General features: G+C 43.5%; 14 protein-coding genes, 2 pseudogenes and 1 CRISPR repeat array. Of the genes and pseudogenes, 3 read left to right on the forward strand and 13 right to left on the reverse strand.

Annotation, left to right across the window (positions count from 1 at the left end; genetic code table 11):
• Window positions 1-607: 607 nt before the first annotated feature.
• From PTE_RS13890 to PTE_RS13930, 9 genes and pseudogenes are all read right to left on the reverse strand, one after another.
• Window positions 608-1,339: a hypothetical protein gene (locus tag PTE_RS13890; protein ID WP_036847557.1), complete on the reverse strand. Its 732-nt coding sequence runs from the start codon at window positions 1,337-1,339 to the stop codon at window positions 608-610.
• 5 nt (window positions 1,340-1,344) lie between these two features.
• Window positions 1,345-3,225, reverse strand: coding sequence for a lipase family protein (locus PTE_RS13895; protein WP_036847559.1), 1,881 nt, complete (start codon window positions 3,223-3,225; stop codon window positions 1,345-1,347).
• 24 nt (window positions 3,226-3,249) lie between these two features.
• Complete coding sequence (locus PTE_RS13900; RefSeq protein WP_036847562.1) at window positions 3,250-4,998, reverse strand: type VI secretion system baseplate subunit TssF; 1,749 nt, start codon at window positions 4,996-4,998, stop codon at window positions 3,250-3,252.
• A gap of 1,622 nt (window positions 4,999-6,620) precedes the next feature.
• The gene (locus PTE_RS13905; RefSeq protein ID WP_245219051.1) at window positions 6,621-7,265 is read right to left on the reverse strand and encodes a DUF4123 domain-containing protein; all 645 of its coding nucleotides are present in this window, start codon (window positions 7,263-7,265) and stop codon (window positions 6,621-6,623) included.
• A complete protein-coding gene (locus tag PTE_RS27020) occupies window positions 7,262-7,564 on the reverse strand; it encodes a hypothetical protein (protein WP_339366723.1) in 303 nt (100 codons plus the stop codon). Before PTE_RS27020 ends, PTE_RS13905 begins: the two co-directional genes overlap by 4 nt.
• A pseudogene (tssI, locus tag PTE_RS13910) lies at window positions 7,561-8,937 on the reverse strand (type VI secretion system tip protein TssI/VgrG). Before tssI ends, PTE_RS27020 begins: the two are co-directional and overlap by 4 nt.
• A 98-nt stretch (window positions 8,938-9,035) precedes the next feature.
• Window positions 9,036-9,726 (reverse strand): annotated as a pseudogene (locus PTE_RS24590) (hypothetical protein).
• Window positions 9,727-9,922: 196 nt separating this feature from the next.
• Window positions 9,923-10,681 carry a hypothetical protein gene (locus PTE_RS13925; RefSeq protein WP_036847569.1) on the reverse strand — a complete coding sequence of 253 codons (759 nt, stop codon included), beginning with the start codon at window positions 10,679-10,681 and terminating at the stop codon, window positions 9,923-9,925.
• The gene (locus tag PTE_RS13930) at window positions 10,678-12,597 is read right to left on the reverse strand and encodes a lipase family protein (RefSeq protein ID WP_036847572.1); all 1,920 of its coding nucleotides are present in this window, start codon (window positions 12,595-12,597) and stop codon (window positions 10,678-10,680) included. The genes PTE_RS13925 and PTE_RS13930 overlap by 4 nt, the downstream gene beginning before the upstream one ends.
• Before the next feature lie 1,094 nt (window positions 12,598-13,691).
• On the opposite strand from PTE_RS13930, the gene argS reads away from it, so the two are divergent.
• The gene (gene argS / locus PTE_RS13935) at window positions 13,692-15,422 is read left to right on the forward strand and encodes an arginine--tRNA ligase (protein ID WP_036847574.1); all 1,731 of its coding nucleotides are present in this window, start codon (window positions 13,692-13,694) and stop codon (window positions 15,420-15,422) included.
• A 96-nt stretch (window positions 15,423-15,518) separates the two neighbouring features.
• Here the strand turns inward: argS and PTE_RS13940 are convergent, their stop codons facing one another.
• From PTE_RS13940 to rimJ, 4 genes are all read right to left on the reverse strand, one after another.
• Complete coding sequence (locus PTE_RS13940) at window positions 15,519-16,268, reverse strand: thioesterase II family protein (RefSeq protein ID WP_036847576.1); 750 nt, start codon at window positions 16,266-16,268, stop codon at window positions 15,519-15,521.
• Between the two features lie 318 nt (window positions 16,269-16,586).
• Window positions 16,587-18,122 (reverse strand): murein biosynthesis integral membrane protein MurJ, encoded by a 1,536-nt coding sequence (murJ, locus tag PTE_RS13945; RefSeq protein ID WP_036847579.1) that lies wholly within the window; start codon window positions 18,120-18,122, stop codon window positions 16,587-16,589.
• Between the two features lie 84 nt (window positions 18,123-18,206).
• A complete protein-coding gene (locus tag PTE_RS13950) occupies window positions 18,207-18,641 on the reverse strand; it encodes a DUF29 domain-containing protein (protein WP_036847581.1) in 435 nt (144 codons plus the stop codon).
• Window positions 18,642-18,746: 105 nt separating this feature from the next.
• Window positions 18,747-19,676: a CRISPR direct-repeat array (repeat unit 28 nt; unit sequence TTTCTAAGCTGCCTGTACGGCAGTGAAC).
• Window positions 19,677-19,988: 312 nt separating this feature from the next.
• Window positions 19,989-20,573, reverse strand: coding sequence for a ribosomal protein S5-alanine N-acetyltransferase (gene rimJ, locus PTE_RS13955; protein WP_036847584.1), 585 nt, complete (start codon window positions 20,571-20,573; stop codon window positions 19,989-19,991).
• A gap of 187 nt (window positions 20,574-20,760) precedes the next feature.
• On the opposite strand from rimJ, the gene mdtH reads away from it, so the two are divergent.
• On the forward strand, window positions 20,761-21,966 hold the full coding sequence (gene mdtH, locus PTE_RS13960; protein WP_036847586.1) for a multidrug efflux MFS transporter MdtH: 1,206 nt from the start codon (window positions 20,761-20,763) through the stop codon (window positions 21,964-21,966).
• A 38-nt stretch (window positions 21,967-22,004) separates the two neighbouring features.
• A complete protein-coding gene (locus tag PTE_RS13965) occupies window positions 22,005-22,568 on the forward strand; it encodes a lipoprotein (RefSeq protein WP_036847588.1) in 564 nt (187 codons plus the stop codon).
• Window positions 22,569-22,577: the final 9 nt, after the last annotated feature.

Consider the following 22,577-nt stretch of genomic DNA (forward strand, 5'->3'; position numbering starts at 1 on the left):
CTCGTTCATAGGGACTCCTTATTTCGGGTGTTAGTGTTTAGGTCAAGTCGTAATATGGCCTTAGTGACGTTATTTTATTTTCCAGTAATCAATGGTATCTCTGTTTATATCCACCCGATCATCAGGATATTCGACCCTTGAAGGTTCTTTACCTGGCGGGATAATAATTTTCGGCATCTTGTATAGCGTGTTCAATATCAGATCTTCCTGATGAATAAATAAGCGACTTTGATAGCATTACTTCATGTTCATATACATGTACCGAAAATCGACCTCTTGAGTACCGTTATCAATCTTACCGCCGCGATATTCAACCCATTCCCCTTGTTTGGTCACAGTGACCTTCGGAATTTTGGTTTCATCTAGATTAGGCTTAAAAGTGATTTTCCATTCAGCTCCAGGAGATAATTTCAATCGAAAAAAACGTGTACCTACTTCACCCCGTAAGAATAAGAGTTTAGGAAGTCCCTCAACCATTTCCAGAATAGGGTAATATAGCAGGTCTGAAATCTATTATATTCAATGCATTAATCTCAGTACCAAGAGCGATAAGTATTGCTTGATATTTATCATGGTAAATCCTCCTCAATTCCTACAGAGGTAGATATTATTTTATCTTCCAGTAGTCTATCGTTTGGCGACGGAGGTCGATTCTTCCATTAGGATATTCAACCCATTCGCCGCCTTTCTTATTAATTACAGTGATTTTTGGCATTTTGGTTTCATCCAACTTAGGTTTATAGGTGATTTTCCATTTAGCACCCGGTGTTAACTTCAACCTAAAGGGATACATACCAACTTCACCTTGTAAGAATATTCTGTTCGGTCGGCCTTCAACGACTTTCAAAATGGGGTAAATAACCGGGCTAAAATCAATCGTATCCAATGCTTCAATTTCGCTGATATTTGTCCGGGCTGCATCATTGATAAATGCGATTAAACCGGTTGCTGAATACGGAATAGCATCTTTTACCAAATGATGGATATCTGTATAACTCACTGATACAAAGGCCCGGTTAATTTTCCATTTGCACCGACCACCACCATTAAAAGGTAGTTTCGCCTGAAAATAACCGGTTTGTGGATCTGTTTTCACTTTCAGGCGAAGCCCATTATAAGTCGGCACCTTATAAGGTGACATATCAGCATGCAGCTGATATTCAAGGCAATCTTTTGAAATATACTCTGCGGATACATGCGGCTGTGTGTATTTCGGTGCCACTCCTTCTACGGTGATCCACTGATTCTCTTTGGGCGGAGAAAGCGGCTCATTAGGATCAGCACAACCTGATATTAAAATCACGGATAAGACAGATAAGTATTGCTTGATATTTATCATGATAATTATTCCTCAATTCCTACAGCGTTATCCGTATAGCGTATTAAGGCCAACGGTCCTTGTTTATCCTGTTGAGTACAAATCAGTGTTTGTTTCAACTGATGATCCATCTGTAAAAATAATATATCCCGTTGCCGAATACCTTGAACAATATCGGTCCTTTCATTCAACGTTTTTTCAAATAATTGTTCCTGATCCCGGAAAAAATGGTATTTCTCCGGCGCAACCAGTTCTGCTAACCGCGCGCCAATGTAGCGGGCATATTTCAGTGAACTATGATCAGGGAAACCCAAGGCATCTTTTTCAGTCGGATTCTCATTCAACGGAAACCATTTGGCTTTATCTGCCTCACTGATCTGTTGAAAAAATCTTTTCTGAATATCCCCAGCATCTTTCAGATTATTTTCTGTTTCACTGTTGAGTGATGGAATCAAATACAATTTTGTTTTGGTGGGTAAGGTGGTTCTGAGCCGTACATGATTACTTGGATTACGTTCTTCCAGCCATTCAATGACCAGATTGATCTTACAAAAGTGCACTATTTTCCCGTGATGCAAGAAAATTTCACCGCTTTTGGTAACATCCAGTAACTCAATAGGGCTGAATAAATAGCCGAGTGGCCCCCAACAATCATATAGCCAGTTATCCAGATTTTTTTCCGGTGGTAAGGAAGGGATTGGGTCATCTTCATTCACATGGCGGTAATGGGTGATATCTGCCAGTTCCCGTACCGCACTGATTGTTAACACCCGTGGCATTCCGTAGCTATAAAAACACGGATCATGTTCTTTTAGTTGCGCGCAGTGCAATAATGCCAGTGCTCCCCCCAAGCTATGACCGCAAACAAATAACCTTTTGCTTTTAGCCAAGTCAATGATGTCACTAAATACGTCTTGATCTGTATCACTGGGAACTCTTAATTTGCTAACCAAATTAAATGCTTCCCAAAACCCTTTATGTACTTTGCCACTGTGAATAAACTCACCGCACAATGTTTTTTCATCGCAACTTAACTCTAAAGGCTGGCACGTAGCATCTGTCAGGACATCCTCTGTACTGGCTGTACCCCGCCAACTGACAATCACATCGTTTTTACTTGTCACATAAAACAATTGAGTATTACCCTGCTTGTTATCCCCTGTTTTTGAATTAATAAATTCCACTTGAGTGTAACGTTCACTAAACGGCACATCGTAAACTACAGGCGTTGCCGACAATTCCTCCACTTTATAGGGAAATTTTGAAACATCCACCATTTGCCGGTTAAAAAAGTGTTTCACAGAACCTTCAATATCAACATCCCCATCGGCATAGGCCAATACACTCATCAAACACTGGTTATAAGCATTCACAATGGAATACTCTTTTTGATAATGCAGCAGCAGAACCCAGGCCCGAAAAGGACATACTTCCAGTACATAACGTCGATTTAACGGGTGAACCTGATAGCCTTTTGGCTCCGGGTCTGGGAAATGATAGGGAGGCGGAATTTTTTTAGGATCATTCCAATCGTCTAGCGCCGGCACCCCATCACTAATCTGCCCAATGGTCACATAGCAATATTGATGACCTTCGGCTTCCGCTTTTGGCTTCACCATCGACGCTTCTTCACCGCGTATTTCCCGTAACGGGCGCTGTTCCATTTCATCCGCCAAGGGTTGAGCAGCGATATACAGTGTTACCGGATGGGGTAACAGCATCTCTTCCCTAAGCACCCCGAAACCATCAGTTACCCCCTGACGCACATAACCTGGGGTTCCACGACTGATCAGGCGATAAGGCATGTTGACCAGCGGCTTATCCTGTTCATCCACCAACTGAAATTCTACCCAGTTTTTTAAAAACCGCTTACAATCGAAACATAAACGCGGATCGGATATACCCATTGGTTTTATTTCCTTCTTTTAACATTAAATATAGGCCCGCAGCCCGAACATCATCTCTTGAAAGTCCCACAAGACTTCACCTGTCTGACCATCAACTACCTTCATCATCAGAAACGCGCCCATGCTGATGAAAAAGGTCATCAGGCGTGTCACCACCAGGCAGAACTGATACATCTCCCCCTGATGGGTGAAACAATCCGGGTTCAGCGTCAGGATAAGCTGGTGACCCCGCACAGGAACCCCCTTGTCGAGGCGATCTATCGGGATGTTCTCCAGCCGGACGATACCGCTAATATGGGCCTGGAGACGTCGGCTTAAGGCCTGATCAGGTGAAAAATCAAATATTTTCAGAAACTCTTGCAACGAGTGGGTTTGAAATATTATCCAGGGCGAGCCGGCAAAGCAGGAAATCAACGGCCAAGCTGATCTTTCCTCTATCATGGAGGGATAACAGGCGGAAACCGGGGTGATATTGCTGACCGTCAACCCGGTGGCACTTTCGCCCGACAGATTGATATCGCCGATACCCAGGTCAGCCGCCTGCGACTGATAGCCGGTAAACTGGCAAAAAATGGACTGCGACGGCAGGTTATTCGCCGCTTTACCATGACAGTCAAAGAAACGCAGCTGTTGGCGGGTATGCTGCAAAATATCGCATTCCGTATTCAGCTGATAATAATAGAGAAACTCCGCATCCGGCAGGAAATGAGAGGTTAGGGTAGATTGTTTCACCGGCAGATAGCGATAGGGCTGCCCACGTTCCAGTTTCGGTTCTGTCGATACGTAAACGTGATCCAGGCTGAACAGTCGTTTTGTCGGTTCTAATGGGATTTCATAATCGCTGATGCCACTATTCACCGGGATTGCCGCACTGGTCATCGGCTCCAGTTGTCTGACCGGCACGCAATCCAGCAGAAAGGTTTGGGCAATATCAGTCAGTTCCAGACTGCCTTCAAACCGCAAAATCAACTCGAATGTCCGGTCAGCGTTCAACGCCACTAACGAACAACCCTCCTTGATATCAATCGTCACAAAATCATGCACATGCGGGAAATAGTAATATTCCATCATCAGTTGCAAAATGGAAAACGGTGAGTTTTCCCTGACAGGAAGAATGGCCACCTGCCGCTCTGTCCCCCACCACGCCGATACCGGGTAGCTGTCACGCAGCGTGACGGTTTTATCCTGCGTCCGTAACTGGATATCACAGAGATGAAAATCAAGCCACAAGGCTAATAGTGCCGCCTGCTCACGATCACAGCCCAAAAAGAAATGCAGCGGCTGACTTTGCCATTCCAGGGTATTACCTGAACAGCGCAGTTTTAACGTTATCTCACTGTACTCTGCGGTGGCGCTCAATTGCCGGTCAACCACCGTCAGGGGCTCGATATGCAGAGGACAACAGGTTTCAAAACGTATTTCCTGTTCGCCTTCACCGGCAAAAACTGGCGTACCCGCCGGCAGAGTCGTCGCCCCCAGGTGATTACCTTCTTGCGGTGAAAATTGAACGAGACTCGTTGGCGGTAACGGGCGCAGCGCTTGCGGCCAAATATGCGTTAGCATATTTAGCGTCACCTCAGGAAAATCATCCTCAATTTTGTGGCGAAGACGGGAAGCGAACAGGGAATAGACCTGTATTGCCCGTTCAGCGTCCGGATCACTGGCCCCTTCGGACAAAAAACTGGCTAAATGAGGGTGTTCTTTTCCGGCTTCCTGCGCCAGTTGCCGCATATAATTCAGCTCTTGCAGGAAAAGCGACATTCTTCTGTTCATTACACTCTGCCCTTATATATTTTGAGGTTTTATCCCCTTGTCGTATGATATTTTTCAGCATAAATATCCCGTCAGGAATTAAAATAATGGATCCCACCACCCTAAAAATAAGGGAGCAAAAATCCTATTACCACAGACAGAAAACCCAGCTCTATGCCGTGAGTAATAACAAATTGAACGACAGGAAGACAGCAATGTATTCCAATCGGTTAATCCCTTCGAATAAAGGGAGCAGAAGTTGAAATTCCCTTCATATTGTTCATATGATGGAAATTAAAGTAATAGTTATTAAATTTTCATCAGATAGCAAGCGTTTTTTATAAATTTACAAAAATATAAATTTGTAAGAAATTGTTACAAACTGTAAGAAAGCATGACAGACTCAGTACGAATTCAATTATCTTCAATCTAATAAACTATAAAAAGGATAATAGAAACCTATTTTCTCAGAAAAATAATCCACGATAGATAAAACAGTTTCTCATTCATTTAAATTCCGTCCAATTATCATTTTGGTAGAATAATACATTGATTTTTAATCAAAAAAAATATACTTATCCCAAGCTGTTGTGATAACCAATAACGCTATCTGTTTAATTGTTTCACTAATAGCTCATTCTTCATAAAATACCGGGGGTAAGTAAGGATATTACCCTTTGATGATGACAGTAGAAACAGGAGTGAAAGTTATCCTCTATATTGAAAAATAATAGCCGGCAGACGCCGGAAGTCATGAAAGCCATCCTATCGGTAATCAGGATCCTGGGATTATCTCATTCATTCTCGTGGAGAGAAATACAGATAACCTGAGATTGATTGCCGTGCTTAGCACAATTTACGCTGAAAGCAATGGCGGCTTGTAAGAAAAGTCATCGATGAAGCAAAAACGGATGCCAATGAATTCTCATCCCCGTGGACACAAAGAACAGTATTTGAAGCCAATTGAATTATCATTTCATTTATGGTTCATCTCCGTTGATTCGGAGAACATGTTATCCATTGGAAAAACGACTCTCTTCTATTCATCATATTTAGGAAGACAGTTAGAAGTATTCTTCCAAAGCATAGTAGTTCCTTTTTAGGTCAATGCTGGTGAGCTATTTTCTTGGATTTATTAAATCATAAACGATATTAATTTCTTTTTTATTAAAAATTTCAACAAATAATTTGCAAAAGATTTTCAATTTTAATCAATAAGATTCACTTAAAATAAAAAACATTAAATAACAACAAAATAGGAATTAATTACATTAGGAACAATGCCAAAAATATATATTATATATTTTTTTATTATATTGATTTTGGGATTTTAACTAANNAAAAAAGCAATTTTCTTATTTTCTGTTTATGAGAAATATAATTACCTAAAAAANAGGTCACTATGATAAAGACAAAATATCATTTTCAATGTAATATTTCANAACAAGAAATTGATCGTATTGCTAAGTAACGAAAACTTAACCGCATTTCTTGTTGTGTAAAGCCGCAACCATGACAGGTTTAGAAATTCGCAAGATGTTAACCATCATGTGCTATCCAATGTTCGTTATTGCTCAAGAGCGTCTGTAAGTAATCTGCACCAGTCAGGTTACTCATGCCCTCGCCATTTTCTAAACGCCCTTTCAACCTATGAGTGAGCCGTTCCCGTAATTGTCCTGCTGGCTCATCCAGTTCGCAAATACCTGCCCTTGCAAGGCGTAATCAGAATGGAACCAAGCCTCAAGTAAATGATGACCCAAGACAAAGGGCTTTTCACTCTCACTTTGACCACAATTTTCAGGGCGGGAATAAATTTGTGGCTCAGGTGCGTCGATCATTAATTCACTCACCGGCGTCAGGAATCCCGACCAGTCACTGATTATCATTGCCGGTAATAACTGACTGAGAATGCGGGGATCCATACTGCGCAAGAGCACTTGCCTCTCCTGCAATATCACCTGCTGGCGTGAACGCCAGTGATTAAGCTGTTGGGGCCATAAATCCTCACTGCGGTAAGCCCAGCCCCAACTGTTATCGCTCAGGGTTTGGCTATCAAGCAGGTAACCGATGACTGACAGATAGCCTGACTTGGGCTGAACCAGCCAGGGACTTTGTGCCAACAGGTGATCCATCGGTGTACCGCTATACAATGGAAAAGCCTGCTCTACCCAGTCGTTTTTATAAAAGAGAGTGACAGGATTCGGCTCTGCCAGTGAATTGAGCATAAAGAAAACAGGTGGCCTATTAGACGTTGTCAGCCACTGTTGCCAATTGATAGAAATGTTCATATATCCCCCTGGTTATCGATCATCAAATTAGCTTCCAATTGAGCCTGCACAGCACAAAGCGGTCTGGCTGGAAATTCGACACCCGGCAGAGGCGCAACACCCTCTGGTAATTGCAGAGACAAACCACGTCCGACACCGGCAGCGCCTTGCCCAACGGATAAATTGGGGGAGGTTAGAATACCGCCGGGCGTTAACCGGATAAAATGGCCGCCGATTTTTAAGGTAATTTCTGACGCTGCTTCCAACACAATTTTACCGCCGCTTTTCAGGTGCGTTTCCTGACCGCTTTCAGCGATCAACGCCTCCCCGGTCTGTAAATGCTGACTGCCGGTGATACGGTGCGATACATCCCCATCGGTACTGTATTTAACCCATTGTAGGTGCAGCCGGTGACAATCGGCCGATCAATATCGCCATTCAAATAGGAGACGATCACTTCCTGACCGATACGGGGAACCGCCATAAAACCGTAACCGCTGCCATTCCAGCCCTGTGCGAACCGGACCCAACAAGACGCGTTTTCATCGGCCTTATCATAGCGATCCCAGTGAAAATGGACGCGAATACAACCCTCTTTGCTGACATAAATCTCTTCCCCAGCCGGGCCCACCACGGTCGCCACTTCATCACCATCCGCCAGCGGCTTGTAGCGTTAGAGCGCTCGCCAATCCTTATAACCGGAAATAAAACTGAATTCGTTATGCAGAGAAGTTCCTGAGCCGCCTCCGGTTTCTTCCAGTGCCTGTGGACCCTTGCCGTAATGGTGAATGGTCACGATTTGCCAGCGGGTGTTCATGGCATCAGCCGGATGTTCGCTGAGGTCAAAGATTTTACCGGGCATCAGTTTAAAACAGTTGCTTTGCCCGCTGCCGGACTGACGTTGATTCTGAACGCCCCCCTGACGGCGCTGGACAAACGGTTTCGCCTCCGCGTCTTTTTGAAAACGGCCGTAGCTTTCAAAAAATGAAAACAGGGTTTCTTGCCCCAAAACACGCGGATCGACATTGGCCCGGTGTGTCAGGCGGTAAGCGGGATTTTGANGATTTCGGTCATTATAGATCACCCGTTGCGGGGTCATGGAGACACCCAGACGCACCTGATTAATCACATTCATNTCAGTGGCTAACTCTGCCTGAGGGTTGTAGACCAGCGGTAAATTGGCCGTCATGCCTAAGTGGCTGTCACTGAAAAACAATTTGTNGTCTTCAAACCAGAAATTCAGCCCTTCTTCGGCGACTAACCGGGCTAAAAAGTCATAATCGGACTCGCGCTTTTGCGTCACATACTNGCGTGTGTAATGAAATTCATTCAGTTGGGAATCGGCCAGAATATAGTGTTTTTTCAGTAAGCTGTTGAGGATTTCCGGNACGCTTTGCCGATGATAAATCCGGCTGTCCTGATTCAGGTTCATCCGCCAGAGCGCAGGCCGGACGGTGAGGTAATAAACGGTACGGTGAGTATGNGTGTCACCCAGTACAGCCTGTGCAATAATGCCGCTGACTTGGCGTTGCTCAACGCCGTTGAAAACCACCCGGAATTTCACCGATTGTAATAACAGTGATTCCAGGTCAATATCCGCCCGTTCACTGACCAGAGTTAAAGAGAGGGTAAACAGTTCGGATAATTCTTCCTGTAAAGAGAATTCTGCTACCGCAAATGTTTTCTCCGGCAAATCGGTAATCTGACAGAGAAAGTGAACCCCTCGTTCATAGGGACTCCTTATTTCGGGTGTTAGTGTTTAGGTCAAGCCGTAATATGGCCTTAGTGACGTTATTTTATTTTCCAGTAATCAATGGTATCTCTGTTTATTCCACCCGCCATCAGATACTCAACCCATTCACCTTTCCCGTCAGTCACGATGATCTTCGGCATTTTGGTTTCATCCAGCTTAGGATTAAAGGTAATTTTCCATTCCGCTCCTGGAGTTAATTTCAGCCGAAAAGGAAACAAACCCACCACACCCTGTAAGGAAATTCTTTTTGGCCGCCCTTCAACTAGTTTCAACACAGGGTAAATAACCGGGTTGAAGTCTATCGTATTCAATGCACGAGTCTCAGAGGCTTCAGAATAATTTGTTCGCGCTGCATCGTTGATAAAGGCAGTTAGACCCGTTCCTCCATAGGGTATAGCATCTTTCACCAGGTGGCTAATCGGCATAACCCACGGACACAAACGCCCGGTTGATTTTCCATTTACACCACCCTCCACCATTGAAAGGTAATTTCGCCTGAAAATAACCTGTTTGCGGATCGGCTTTTATATCCAAGTCTAATTCATAATAAGTCGGTACTTTAAAAGGCGACATTCCTGCATCCAACTGATACTCAAGACAGTTTTTTGAGATATATTCCGCGGATACATACGGTTTTGTGTATTTCGGCACGATTCCTTCCACGGTAATCAACTGTTCTTTTTCAGAAGATGAAAAGGGAAAAAGCCAATTAAAAAAGGTATCGCCCATAGACCAGTAAATAAAATACAAAAATAATAATGACAGTGTGACCTTTAATATTTTCATATTGGTGGTTCCGTGCCATAGCGTTTCATATTTATCATGGTCAGTTTTCCTCAATTCCTACAGTGTTATCTGTATAGCGTATTCAATATCAAATCTTCTTGTCCATCTTATTAGAAGTAAATGGGAGGTTCTGATAGCGTTACTTCATGTTCATATACATGTACCGAAAATCGACTGTTTGAGTACCGGTTTCAATTCGCCCGCCAGGATATTCAACCCACTCGCCTTTCTCGTCAGTCACAGTGACCTTTGCCATTTTGGTCTCATCCAGCTTAGGCTTAAAGGTAATTTTCCATTCAGTTCCTGGAGTTAACGTTAGTCGAAAAGAGCGCATTTTTGATACTTCACCCTGTAAGGATATTCTTTTCGGGCTTTTCTCAACCATCTTCAAAACAGGGTAAATAACCGGGCTAAAATCAATGATATTCGATGCCGCCGTTTCGCTAAGATTTGTTTGAACAGCATCGTTGATAAAGGCGGTTAGACCCGTTCCTCCATAGGGTATAGCATCTTTCTCCAGGTGGCTAACATCGGTATAACTCACGGACACAAACGCCTGGTCAATCTTCCACTTACACCACCCTCCACCACTGAAGGGTAATTTCGCCTGAAAATAACCCGTTTTCGGATCTGCCTTTACATCCAGGCGCAATCCGTTATAGGTCGGTACCTTATAAGGCGACATATCAGCATGCAACTGATATTCAAAGCATTTTTTTGATATGTATTCTGCTGACACATACGGTTTTGTGTATTTCGGCGCAACACCCTCCACGGTTATCCACGGCCCCTTTCCGTCAGATGAAAAGGGAAAAAGCCAGTTAAAAAAGGTATCGCCCAACGCCCAGTAAATAAAATACAGCAATAGTAGCAACAGCGTGACTTTTACTATTCTCATACTGAGAGTTCCTTACCATCGCAATAATGCTGTAAAGCCAGTTTCCCTTTTTCTGTCTGCTGACTAACGGCCAATGACGTTATTAATTGTTTGTCCATTTCCAGAAAACAGAGATTACGGTAGTAAATAGCATCTGGGATCAGGCTTTTATAAACATCCATTTTTTCCTTAAAGTGACGCTGACTGTCCTGATAAACCGTCATTTTATCCGGTTCACATAACTCTTTAAGACGTGCGTCAATATAACTGGCATATCTGGATGAGAAGTGATTAAGAATACTTAATTTGTCTTTTAACTCAGGATCTTTATTTTCAGCAAACAATTTATCCTTTTCTTGCGGAGTGAGCTGGTTAAACAGGGCGTTTTGCTGTTCACCTGCCTGCGCGAAAGAGTGTTCTGTTTCTTTATCCAGCTCAGGAATTAAATACAGCTTTGTCGTATTACTTAATATGTCCTCTGCACTTAATCTGGTTATCAATGATGCATTACTGGCAATAATCAGCCATTCCGGGCAGGCACCAGCTTTTAAGAAATGAACCACTTTGCCATGATGCAGATAAATTTCTTTACTGGCTGTCGCTTGTTTAATCGCTTTAACAATCGGTGAAGGTGACACGAGTTTCACAATTTCCCAGTCATACCCCGCCGGTGTCCAGTAATTGAAAAAACCATTATCCATATCTTTCTCACAGGGCACAGAAGGAACCGGGTCATCTTCATTCACATGGCGATAATGGGTAATGGAAGACAATTCTTCTACTGCACTGCGGGTTAATGTTCGTGGCATCCCATAACTGTATAGACAAGGATTGTGCTCTTTCAGTTGTGCACTGTGCAATAATGCCAGAGCGCCTCCCAAGCTGTGACCACAAATAAATAGCTTTTTCCTTTTAGCCAAGTCCAGAATCTCATTGAATACCATTAGATTTTCATCACCCGGGACTGTTAGCTTTTCAACCAAGTTAAACGCTTCCCAGAACCCTTTATGCACTTTGCCATGGTGAATAAATTCACTGCACAGCGCTTTTTCATCATCACAGCTCAATTCCAGGGGCTGGAACGTAGTATCCGTTAAGGCATCTCTCCAACTGGCTGTACCCCGCCAACTAACAACCGCATCATTTTGACTGGCCGCATAAAACAGTTGGGTATCCCCCTGCTTGTTGTTTCCTGCTCGTGAATCAATAAACTCTACCCGAGTATAACGTTCACTAAATGGCACATCATAGACCACAGGTGTTGCCGACAATTCCTCCACTTTATAGGGAAAGATTGAAACATCCACCATTTGCCGGTTAAAAAAATGTTTAACAGAGCCTTCTACATTGACATCACCATCGGCATAAGCCAGCACACTCATCAAACACTGGTTATGTGCATTGACAATGGAATACTCTTTCTGATGATGCAGTTGTAAGACCCAAGCCCGGAACGGGCACACTTCCAGTACATAACGTTGATTTAACGGATGAACTTCATAGCCTTTTGGCTCTGGGTTCGGGAAATGATACGGAGGTGGAATATCTTTGGGATTCCATCCCTTAATCACCGGCACCCCATCACTAATCTGCCCAATGGTCACATAGCGATATTGATGACCTTCGGCTTCCGCTTTTAGCTTCACCACCGACGCTTCTTCACTGCGTATTTCCCGCAACGGGCGCTGTTCCATTTCATCCGCCAAGGGTTGAGCAGCGATATACAGTGTTACCGGATGGGGTAACAGCATCTCTTCCCTAAGCACACCGAAACCATCGGTTACCCCCTGACGCACATAACCTGGGGTTCCACGACTAATCAGGCGATAAGGCATGTTGACCAGCGGCTTATCCTGTTCATCCACCAACTGAAATTCTACCCAGTTTTTCAAAAACCGCTTACAATCGAAACACAGACGCGGATCGGATATACCCATTGGTTTTATTTCCTTCTTTTAACGTGAATACAACACACGGCCTATATCCCACACAAAAAGCCGGATAGGCGGAAAACAAAAGAAACAAACACCAATCAGTTAATCCCTGTTGATAACGACAAAGAGTATCTGATGATATTCTTTCATATTCGGCCATATGACAAAGTTTATACAATAATTATTAAATCATCATCAGAGTGCAAGAACTTCTTTGAAAATTTACAAAAGAAAATTGATAATAATGCGCTATAAATATAAAAAGGATTCAGGTTTTCATTAAGCAAAGAATAGATATCGTTAAATTGACCAACTGATCAAAAAAACAATCTATATAAACAAAAAAGCCTCTAATTCACCATCTATCGCCAAATTATCATCATGACAATATTAAACTCAACATATTGATTATTAACAAATAATATATTTACTCCACGGTCAGTTATGATTCATATGTTTGGTTATTCCATTAATCATTGCATCACATTTTTGCCAGAAAAAAACCAAATAGATTAATCACGACATACTCATACTCTACGATTATAATGTGGTTTATCATCATGTTATTATTACATTCACACTGACATTTCTTTTCAAAACATTACAATTTAAAACTCACTTTGCCATTATTTATTAACGATTCGACTAACTCTAATCATAACCACACCGTTAAATAATCCGTACCGTGTTTTTTCATCATCACAGCAAATATCACCGGTTTATCCCCGCCAATGCGAGGAACTCATTCCTTATTTTTAACAACCAAATCTATATTATATGGTTCATCCCCGTGAACACGGGGAACACATCACAGATAAGCAATTCTTTGACCTTTATCTTACAAACTAGTTCTTATTTTTGCTGCTCTTTCGCTAAAATTATTAACGATTTTTTAAGAAAACACGTTTTTTGTCTTCTCATCCTATAGCTGAACAGTAGCAACAGCAGGGCTTTACTTGATCATGGTATTTGCTATACATTTTTCGTCTTTTTACCCGAATTTTATCCGAACTCACGTCTTTTTATCTGAATTAGCGTGTTTTTACGGTACTATACTTACTTTCTTTACTTCTCATTTCGTAATTTAAGGTAACCAGGTGAATATTCAGGCGATTCTTTCAGAAAAAGTCAGCCAGGCGCTGATTGCAGCAGGTGCTCCAGCCGACAGCGAAGCTCACGTCCGTCAATCCGCGAAAGTGCAATTTGGTGACTATCAGGCCAATGGTGTGATGGCTGCCGCCAAAAAAGTGGGTATGCCACCCCGACAACTGGCAGAAAAAGTTGTTAGCCTGCTGGATCTGCAAGGTATTGCCAGTAAAGTTGAAATCGCCGGCCCCGGTTTTATCAATATTTTTCTTGATAAAACCTGGATTACCGCGAATATCGAAACTGCACTGAAAGATGAGAAATTGGGCGTTACTCCAGTCGAACCGCAAACTATCGTTGTCGATTATTCAGCACCCAATGTTGCTAAACAGATGCACGTTGGTCATCTGCGCTCCACAATTATTGGTGATGCTGCGGTGCGTACACTTGAATTCCTCGGCCATAAGGTTATCCGCGCTAACCACGTTGGTGATTGGGGAACTCAGTTCGGTATGCTGATCGCCTATCTGGAGAAAGTGCAGAACGAAAATGCCGGCGATATGGCACTGGCCGATCTGGAAGCTTTCTATCGTGAAGCGAAAAAGAACTATGATGAAGATGAAGAGTTTGCGACCCGCGCCCGTGGCTATGTGGTGAAGCTGCAAGGCGGTGATGAGTATTGCCGTACGATGTGGCGCAAGCTGGTGGATATCACGATGGCCCAGAACCAGCAAACCTATGACCGCCTGAATGTCACTTTGACTCAAGATGCAGTGATGGGGGAAAGTCTGTACAACGATCTGCTGCCCGGTATTGTCGCTGATCTGAAACAGAAAGGTCTGGCGGTAGAAAGTGATGGTGCAACCGTGGTTTACTTTGATGAGTTTAAAAACAAAGAAGGTGAACCGATGGGCGTGATTATCCAGAAAAAGGATGGCGGCTATCTTTACACCACAACGGATATCGCCTGTGCAAAATATCGTTATGATACCCTGCACGCTGAACGCGTGCTTTATTATATCGATACCCGTCAACATCAGCATTTAATGCAAGCATGGGCCATCGTTCGTAAAGCGGCCTATATACCTGAAACCATGTCACTGGAACACCATATGTTCGGCATGATGCTGGGTAAAGATGGCAAACCATTCAAAACCCGTGCCGGTGGTACTATCAGATTGACCGATCTGCTGGATGAAGCCATTGAACGTGCCGATAAACTTATCCGTGAGAAAAACCCGGATATGCCAGAAGATGAACTGAAAAAAGTGGTTGAAGCTGTGGGTATCGGCGCAGTGAAATATGCCGATCTCTCCAAGAGCCGTACGACAGATTACATCTTCGATTGGGATAATATGCTCGCCTTTGAAGGTAACACCGCGCCTTATATGCAATATGCCTATACCCGCGTGGCCTCGATCTTCAAACGTGCCGATATTGATGAAAGCAGCCTGACTCTACCGGTTATCCTGAATGAGGATCGTGAACAAGCTCTGGCAACCCGTTTGTTACAATTTGAAGAGACTATCACCGCTGTCGCCCGTGAAGGTACACCACACGTTATGTGTGCTTACCTGTACGATTTAGCCGGTCTGTTCTCTGGTTTCTATGAACACTGTCAGATCCTGAATGCAGAAAACGAAGAACTGCGCCAGAGCCGCCTGAAACTGGCTTTGCTGACCGCTAAGACGCTAAAGCAAGGTCTGAATACATTGGGCATTGAGACGGTAGAGCGGATGTAACTGTACAATCACAGTTTTCTCTGAAAAATTGGCGTGATACAGGCATACATTGCCTTATCACGCCGGTTAAGGTTTGTACTATACAGTCATCATCCGTTATTGTTTGGTGCTCAATGCAATTCTGGTATGAATGATATTAGCAACCACTTTCGGGATATGCTGAATAAAGAAGTGATCAGAATCGACGAGGTGAATATCAACACCACCACAAGTGTAGCTTTCCCACGCCAGCATATCCTCTTTTGACATCGTTTTATCCTCTCGTCCATGAATTAAAACGAGTTCAGAGACACTTTGCTTTTGCCGCAAGTAATGCTTCATATGGTAATTAAGCGATAAATCATTACGAATAATAGGAAAGAATATCGCTTTGAAATCTTCATTATTGATGACCTCATTATGCGTTTCACCGTATTTTGCCAACAACTCACTCAATTGTGCATCAGAAAAATCAAATGGATCTTCTTTAAAATTGGTAATATGCGGAGCGGCTTCTGCGGAAATAAATACGTTTGCCGGAGATTGGTTCTCATTATTTAACCGGTTAGCCAATTCATAAGCAAACAAACCGCCGTTACTGTGCCCAAATAAAGAAAACCGGCTACCGTTAATCAGATGTCTCATTTCCCCATGTACTGCCTGCAAAATCTTTTCCACATCCCGGCTTAACGCTTCACCAAAACGACTGCCGCCACCTGGCAATTGTAATGCATATACCGCGATATTTTTCGCCAGACAAGTGCTCAGGCTACGAAAAACTTCTGCCGAGCCACCCGCATAAGGGAAACAGAATAATATATGATCAGTTTTACCTGATTGAATATGACTTAATTTTTCAAACCACATAAATTCTTCCCCACTCAGTTAAATCTATCAAGGTCAGTAAGTTAATCTATGACTTCTGAATAATCCGCTGAACACAGGACGATACCAATAAAAACACGACCTGGCACGCACAATGAACTTTTTATTCAAACTTTATTAAATTAAGTGACTATAACATCTGAGATATCACTTAATTATTAATATTTCAACGATGAAAATATATAAGTCACAAATCAATTAGTTGGTTACATTAATTCTATGCAAGTTGATATCCCAGCAATCTCCGAAAGCTCAAACGTGGCTTGATCCGAGAATAACCGCCGGGATACCTGAACTTATTTATAAACTACGGTGGGCAAAATCTTTCAACCGGAAACCCATCAGCATCAATGCCGCAAAATAACTAGCAGCCCCAGCGATAACCACCATCATTAACCGCAACAGACGCATAGCCATATTTCCCTGTTCCCATGCCGGCATCAACCATAAAGTCACCGCTAACACAGCAACCATTACTGCAACTGCCACAATCAGTTTAAATGAGAAAACACCCCACCCCACCAGCGGCTTAAAAATATTTTTCTTCCGTAATTGCCAGTAAAGCATACCTGCGTTGAAACACGCTGCCAAACCGATAGAAAGCGCCAACCCGGCATGTTTCAGTGGACCCACAAAAGCCAGATTCATTAGTTGAGTCAAAATTAAAGTCGCAATCGCAATTTTCACCGGTGTTTTGATATCTCCACGGGAATAAAAACCCGGTGCCAATACTTTAACAATAATTATCCCCATCAGCCCGAAACAGTAAGCAATTAATGCCTTCTGAGTCATTGCTGCGTCAAATGCGGTGAAATTACCATACTGGAAAAGAGAAACCGTCAAAGGTTCTGCCAGAATACCTAGCGCGATAGCACAAGGCAGTGCCAATAGGAAACAGAGCCGCAGCCCCCAATCCATCAGTTTAGTGTATTCCTCATGATTGCCACTGGAAAAACTTTTCGCCAGCGAAGGCAAAAGAATTGTTCCAAGAGCAACGCCCAATACACCGGAAGGTAATTCCATCAAACGGTCAGCGTAATACATCCAGGACACAGAACCGGATATCAGAAATGAGGCGAAAATCGTATTAATAATTAATGAAATCTGGCTGACTGAAACCCCAAGGATCGCCGGCCCCATCTGTCGGATAACCCGCCATACGCCACTGTCACGGAAAGAGATGCGCGGTAATACCAGCATTCCAATTTTTTTCAGATGAGGAAGCTGATAGACAAGTTGCAAAATACCGCCGGCAACAACCGCCCAACCCAACGCCATCACCGGTGGATTGCAATAAGGGGCGACAAACAGCGCAAACACAATCATGCTGATATTAAGCAACGTCGGGGCGAAAGCCGGTACAGAAAACCGATTCCAGGTATTTAAGATTGCCCCTGCCAACGAGGCCAACGATATCAGAAAAATATAGGGAAAAGTAATTCTTAACAGATTTGTCGTCAGAGCAAATTTATCCGCAGTATCGGTAAAACCCGGCGCGGTAATATAAATCACCCACGGTGCAGCTAAAATACCCAGCACCGTAACAACCGCCAGAATTAACGTCAGCATACCGGAAACATAGGCAATAAACGTCCGGGTCGCTTCATCTCCCTGCTGATTTTTATATTCAGACAGAATCGGCACAAATGCCTGAGAAAATGCGCCTTCTGCAAAAATACGGCGCAACAGATTAGGTAATTTAAACGCAACAAAAAAAGCATCCGTTGTTGCACCTGCCCCAAATATACGGGCAATAATGGCATCACGGATAAAGCCCAAAACCCGGGAAAACATGGTCATAGAACTGACCGCAGCCAGCGATTTCAATAAATTCATCGTATTTATATCTCAAAATCATGCTCAAAAAAACGCACCAACCGAAGTCAGTGCGTTAAATAAGTCAACTCATTAAAGCTTAATTTAATCAGGATAGAACTCTTGGGAAAAGATCTGATTTATATTCCAGATACATTCATCCGGGAACATATCCAGCCCTGTTTCGTCGGCAGCGGAAGAAACGGCATCAGCCCAAACTTTAGCAAACCAGTTTTCATCAGCAATGGTACTTTTCAGGCTAAGTGTCTCTTTTATATGCAATTCCAGTGCTTTTCTCTGTTCCCTGATAGTTCGTTGCCAGCTTGAACCACGACGGCCAGGCTGGAATTGCCATTTCAGAAGATGGGCCAACAAAACCGCCATACGACTTGCCAGTTCACGTTTTTCACTCTTGCCCACGTCCTCAATCTCCTCGGCAATATTAACTATATCGATCTCAGAGAATTTACCTGCACGCAATAATGCTGCTTGCTCATTCGCCCAAGCGACCACATCAGTTTCGTAACGGGTATGACTCATGGTTGCCTCCATTGGTAAGTCTGCTATATAGATAGCTCCTATGCATTGCAGTCTGTCAGAGAATACCATTTGCGTCAAAAGGGTATTATAAATCGATCTTTCTAATTTCTAAGCTGCCTGTACGGCAGTGAACGTTCTATTTGCCCGGTATCTCTGCTATCCGCATTTCTAAGCTGCCTGTACGGCAGTGAACGCGACCTGCTGACATACGAATGCGGGTATCGTTTTTCTAAGCTGCCTGTACGGCAGTGAACATTGTCGTCAGCAATCCGCCGTAATCTCGTGGTTTCTAAGCTGCCTGTACGGCAGTGAACATGGCAATCTCTACATTATTGATAGTGTTCGTTTTCTAAGCTGCCTGTACGGCAGTGAACGCTACTACCCCTTGATGACAGCGCCCCGGACTTTTCTAAGCTGCCTGTACGGCAGTGAACAGGAATGTGGACAACAGCTGAATTTTTGCAATTTTCTAAGCTGCCTGTACGGCAGTGAACCGAAATCTGATTACCAGTAAAACCTATAATAATTTCTAAGCTGCCTGTACGGCAGTGAACGAGGAAAAAATAAAAGCGCTGGATATGGGAACGTTTCTAAGCTGCCTGTACGGCAGTGAACTCCCTGTCAGAAGCAGCACAGCACTTTGGTATTTTCTAAGCTGCCTGTACGGCAGTGAACCGGAAGGTAAAACTAACCGCTCTCTTTCACCATTTCTAAGCTGCCTGTACGGCAGTGAACAGCATCTACGGTTATCAGACCTGGATTTGGGATTTCTAAGCTGCCTGTACGGCAGTGAACTCTATTGATGTCGATATCGGTAAACGCCGGATTTTCTAAGCTGCCTGTACGGCAGTGAACGAAATATGATATGTGCTTGACTGCTAATTTACTTTCTAAGCTGCCTGTACGGCAGTGAACCTGGTGCAAATGCTGCACCGGTTAGTGGTGCATTTCTAAGCTGCCTGTACGGCAGTGAACATCAGGGTGAATGCCCAATATGTAAGCGAAAATTTCTAAGCTGCCTGTACGGCAGTGAACTGTTGAATACTAACTTTAATCTCTTGATTATTAAAGAGCAAAATGACACAAAGGAGAAAAACCCTTTTTTTTAACAGATGCTAATCTCTTAAATAAATCAATAAATTATAATTAACTGAGAAAAAAGGGTCAAAAATAAGGTATGAGGAAACACCATCTTTCAAGTTACATTTCCCTCCTTCTCTCTACATCTGTTTGTTCATTAATGAGCAAAAGCCCCATGATGGGGCTTACGACGAGACTGTAATTTAAGTTCCGCTATAACTTTGTAACTAGGCAGTTTCTTGTTTATCTAGCAGTACAATCTGATCATCAGCTTTTTCCATTCCATTTTTCATCTGTCAGTGCGGTTAATACATGATCCTGCCAAATTCCATTTATCATCAGATATTTCTTTGCATATCCTTCACGCTCAAAACCCAATCGTTCCAATAATTTACCACTACGATGATTATCAGGCATATAGTTAGCCATAATCCGATGCATACCCTGCTGACGCTGCATATAACGAATAGCGGGTTGCAATGCCTCATACATCAGCCCTTTCCCCTGCCATTTTTCACCAAGAGAATATCCCAAATAACAGGCATGAAAAGCACCGCGCAAAATATTACTGAAATTCGCCACACCAATAACTTCATTTTCATTCGGATCAAGCAGCAAGAAATGAAAAGCTGCACTCTGTCTTTGCATTTCCGTGATTAAATTCAATCGGCTTGTCCAACCAGAAGGCTGACAATGGCTGTTATCCCGGGTCGGTTCCCAAGGTTTAAGAAATTCGTGATTTTCTGCATAATACTCAGCTAAACGATAAGCATCTCGCTCGTACACCAAACGCACCACCATTCGTTCTGTTATCAGACGAACCTTCGGTAAAGTGGAACGATAACCAAACATGATTTCTCCCTAGTTATGCCTAATTTATCCATTAAAAATTTAAGTCACTATCTGTAAAATATACCTGCCAGCCACCCGCTTACGATAAAAAAATATTATCTATAAATCACTACCCTAACGATTAAATTAAGTACAGAATATAGAAGAATTATATTATTTTCTCTTCCTAATATTCCAATGGTGAGAAATGTCACTGGTTTCGCAAGCACGTAGCCTGGGCAAGTACTTCTTGTTATTTGATAACTTGCTGGTCGTTCTGGGCTTCTTCGTCGTTTTTCCCTTAATATCAATACACTTTGTTGAACAACTGGGTTGGGCCGCGCTGGTTGTCGGTTTTGCTCTTGGTTTGCGGCAGTTTGTACAACAAGGCTTAGGCATTTTCGGTGGCGCCATTGCCGACCGCTTTGGTGCAAAACCGATGATTGTCACCGGGATGCTATTGCGCGCCCTTGGTTTTGCTTTAATCGCATTAGCCACTGAGCCGTGGATCTTATGGCTTGCCTGCATATTATCCGCATTAGGCGGCACTTTATTTGATCCACCACGGACCGCACTGGTTATCAAACTCACCCGCCCTCACGAGCGTGGCCGTTTTTATTCCCTGCTGTTAATGCAGGACAGCGCCGGCGCCGTTGTCGGTGCGCTGATTGGTAGCTGGCTGCTGCAATACGATTTCCAGATTGTTTGTTGGACAGGTGCTGTTATTTTCGTTCTGGCAGCCATCTGGAATGCCTGGCAACTCCCTGCATACCGGATTTCCACTACCCGTACGCCAATCTGGGAAGGTATGGGACGCGTCATTAAAGACCGTCGCTTCTTCACTTATGTGTTGACACTGACCGGCTACTTTATGCTGTCTGTACAGGTCATGCTGATGTTCCCAATTATCGTTAATGAAATCGCCGGGACGCCCGCAGCGGTGAAGTGGATGTACGCCATTGAAGCAACACTTTCGTTGACTTTGCTTTATCCCATTGCCCGCTGGAGCGAAAAACGTTTCCGGCTGGAACAGCGCCTGATGGCAGGGCTTTTCCTGATGAGCCTGAGTATGTTCCCAATAGGTTTGATTGGTGAAATCAATACGCTGTTTGGCATTATCTGCCTGTTCTACCTTGGTACAATCATCGCCGAACCTGCCCGTGAGACATTAAGCGCTTCACTGGCCGATCCGCGCGCCCGTGGCAGTTATATGGGCTTTAGCCGCCTCGGCCTGGCACTGGGCGGCGCTTTAGGTTATACCGGCGGCGGTTGGTTGTATGATACCGGCCACACGCTAAACATGCCGCAACTGCCCTGGATCCTGTTAGGAATTATTGGCTTTATCACGTTGTATGCACTGCACCGCCAGTTTAACCAGCGTAAAATTGAATCCGCCATGCTTAAGGGCAGTTAATGATGTAAAATCTGCCCTTCAAAATAAAAGGAGTCAATATGAGAAAATTTTTCTTGGGGGCAGTATTACTGCTGGCCGGGTTGGTCAGCGGTTGTGATCAATTCAAAGATTTCAGTGTCAGCGAAGAGCTGATTAACGGCTATCTGGCGAAACATGTCCATTACCAGAAACAGATTGAATTACATGGTATTGCCAACGCGGATATAGAACTGACAGAATTGTCCAGCCAAATTGGCCGCACAGAACCCGATAAAATGGCATTAACCGGCCAGGCAAAGGTTAATATTGCCTCCCTGCTTGGCCCGGCTAAAGCGGATATGAAGCTGACACTAAAAGCTCAACCTGTGTTTGATCCAGAAAAAGGCGCTATTTTTCTGAAAGAATTAGAAATCGTTGATTATCAAATCACACCGGAAAAAATGGAAAAGCCGATTAACGCGCTGTTTCCTTATCTGAATAAATCACTCAGTGCTTTCTTTGATATTCACCCCGTTTATGTATTGAAACCGGATCACAGCAAAGCTGAAGCCGCCGCCAAAAAATTGGCAAAAGGGTTAGAAGTCAAACCTGGCAAATTTGTTATCATGCTGACCGATAAATAATTTTTATCG

It is taken from the genome of Photorhabdus khanii NC19 (assembly GCF_000517265.1).
In the GTDB taxonomy this organism is placed as follows: domain Bacteria; phylum Pseudomonadota; class Gammaproteobacteria; order Enterobacterales; family Enterobacteriaceae; genus Photorhabdus; species Photorhabdus khanii.

What these genes read in the sequence shown, in the direction of transcription:
- PTE_RS13890 (WP_036847557.1), bottom strand. Translation starts at nt 1,339, where the DNA reads ATGATAAATATCAAGCAATACTTATCTGTCTTATCCGTGATTTTAATA.
- PTE_RS13895 (WP_036847559.1), bottom strand. Translation starts at nt 3,225, where the DNA reads ATGGGTATATCCGATCCGCGTTTATGTTTCGATTGTAAGCGGTTTTTA.
- PTE_RS13900 (WP_036847562.1), bottom strand. Translation starts at nt 4,998, where the DNA reads ATGAACAGAAGAATGTCGCTTTTCCTGCAAGAGCTGAATTATATGCGG.
- PTE_RS13905 (WP_245219051.1), bottom strand. Translation starts at nt 7,265, where the DNA reads ATGAACATTTCTATCAATTGGCAACAGTGGCTGACAACGTCTAATAGG.
- PTE_RS13925 (WP_036847569.1), bottom strand. Translation starts at nt 10,681, where the DNA reads ATGAGAATAGTAAAAGTCACGCTGTTGCTACTATTGCTGTATTTTATT.
- PTE_RS13930 (WP_036847572.1), bottom strand. Translation starts at nt 12,597, where the DNA reads ATGGGTATATCCGATCCGCGTCTGTGTTTCGATTGTAAGCGGTTTTTG.
- PTE_RS13940 (WP_036847576.1), bottom strand. Translation starts at nt 16,268, where the DNA reads ATGTGGTTTGAAAAATTAAGTCATATTCAATCAGGTAAAACTGATCAT.
- murJ (WP_036847579.1), bottom strand. Translation starts at nt 18,122, where the DNA reads ATGAATTTATTGAAATCGCTGGCTGCGGTCAGTTCTATGACCATGTTT.
- PTE_RS13950 (WP_036847581.1), bottom strand. Translation starts at nt 18,641, where the DNA reads ATGAGTCATACCCGTTACGAAACTGATGTGGTCGCTTGGGCGAATGAG.
- rimJ (WP_036847584.1), bottom strand. Translation starts at nt 20,573, where the DNA reads ATGTTTGGTTATCGTTCCACTTTACCGAAGGTTCGTCTGATAACAGAA.
- mdtH (WP_036847586.1), top strand. Translation starts at nt 20,761, where the DNA reads ATGTCACTGGTTTCGCAAGCACGTAGCCTGGGCAAGTACTTCTTGTTA.
- PTE_RS13965 (WP_036847588.1), top strand. Translation starts at nt 22,005, where the DNA reads ATGAGAAAATTTTTCTTGGGGGCAGTATTACTGCTGGCCGGGTTGGTC.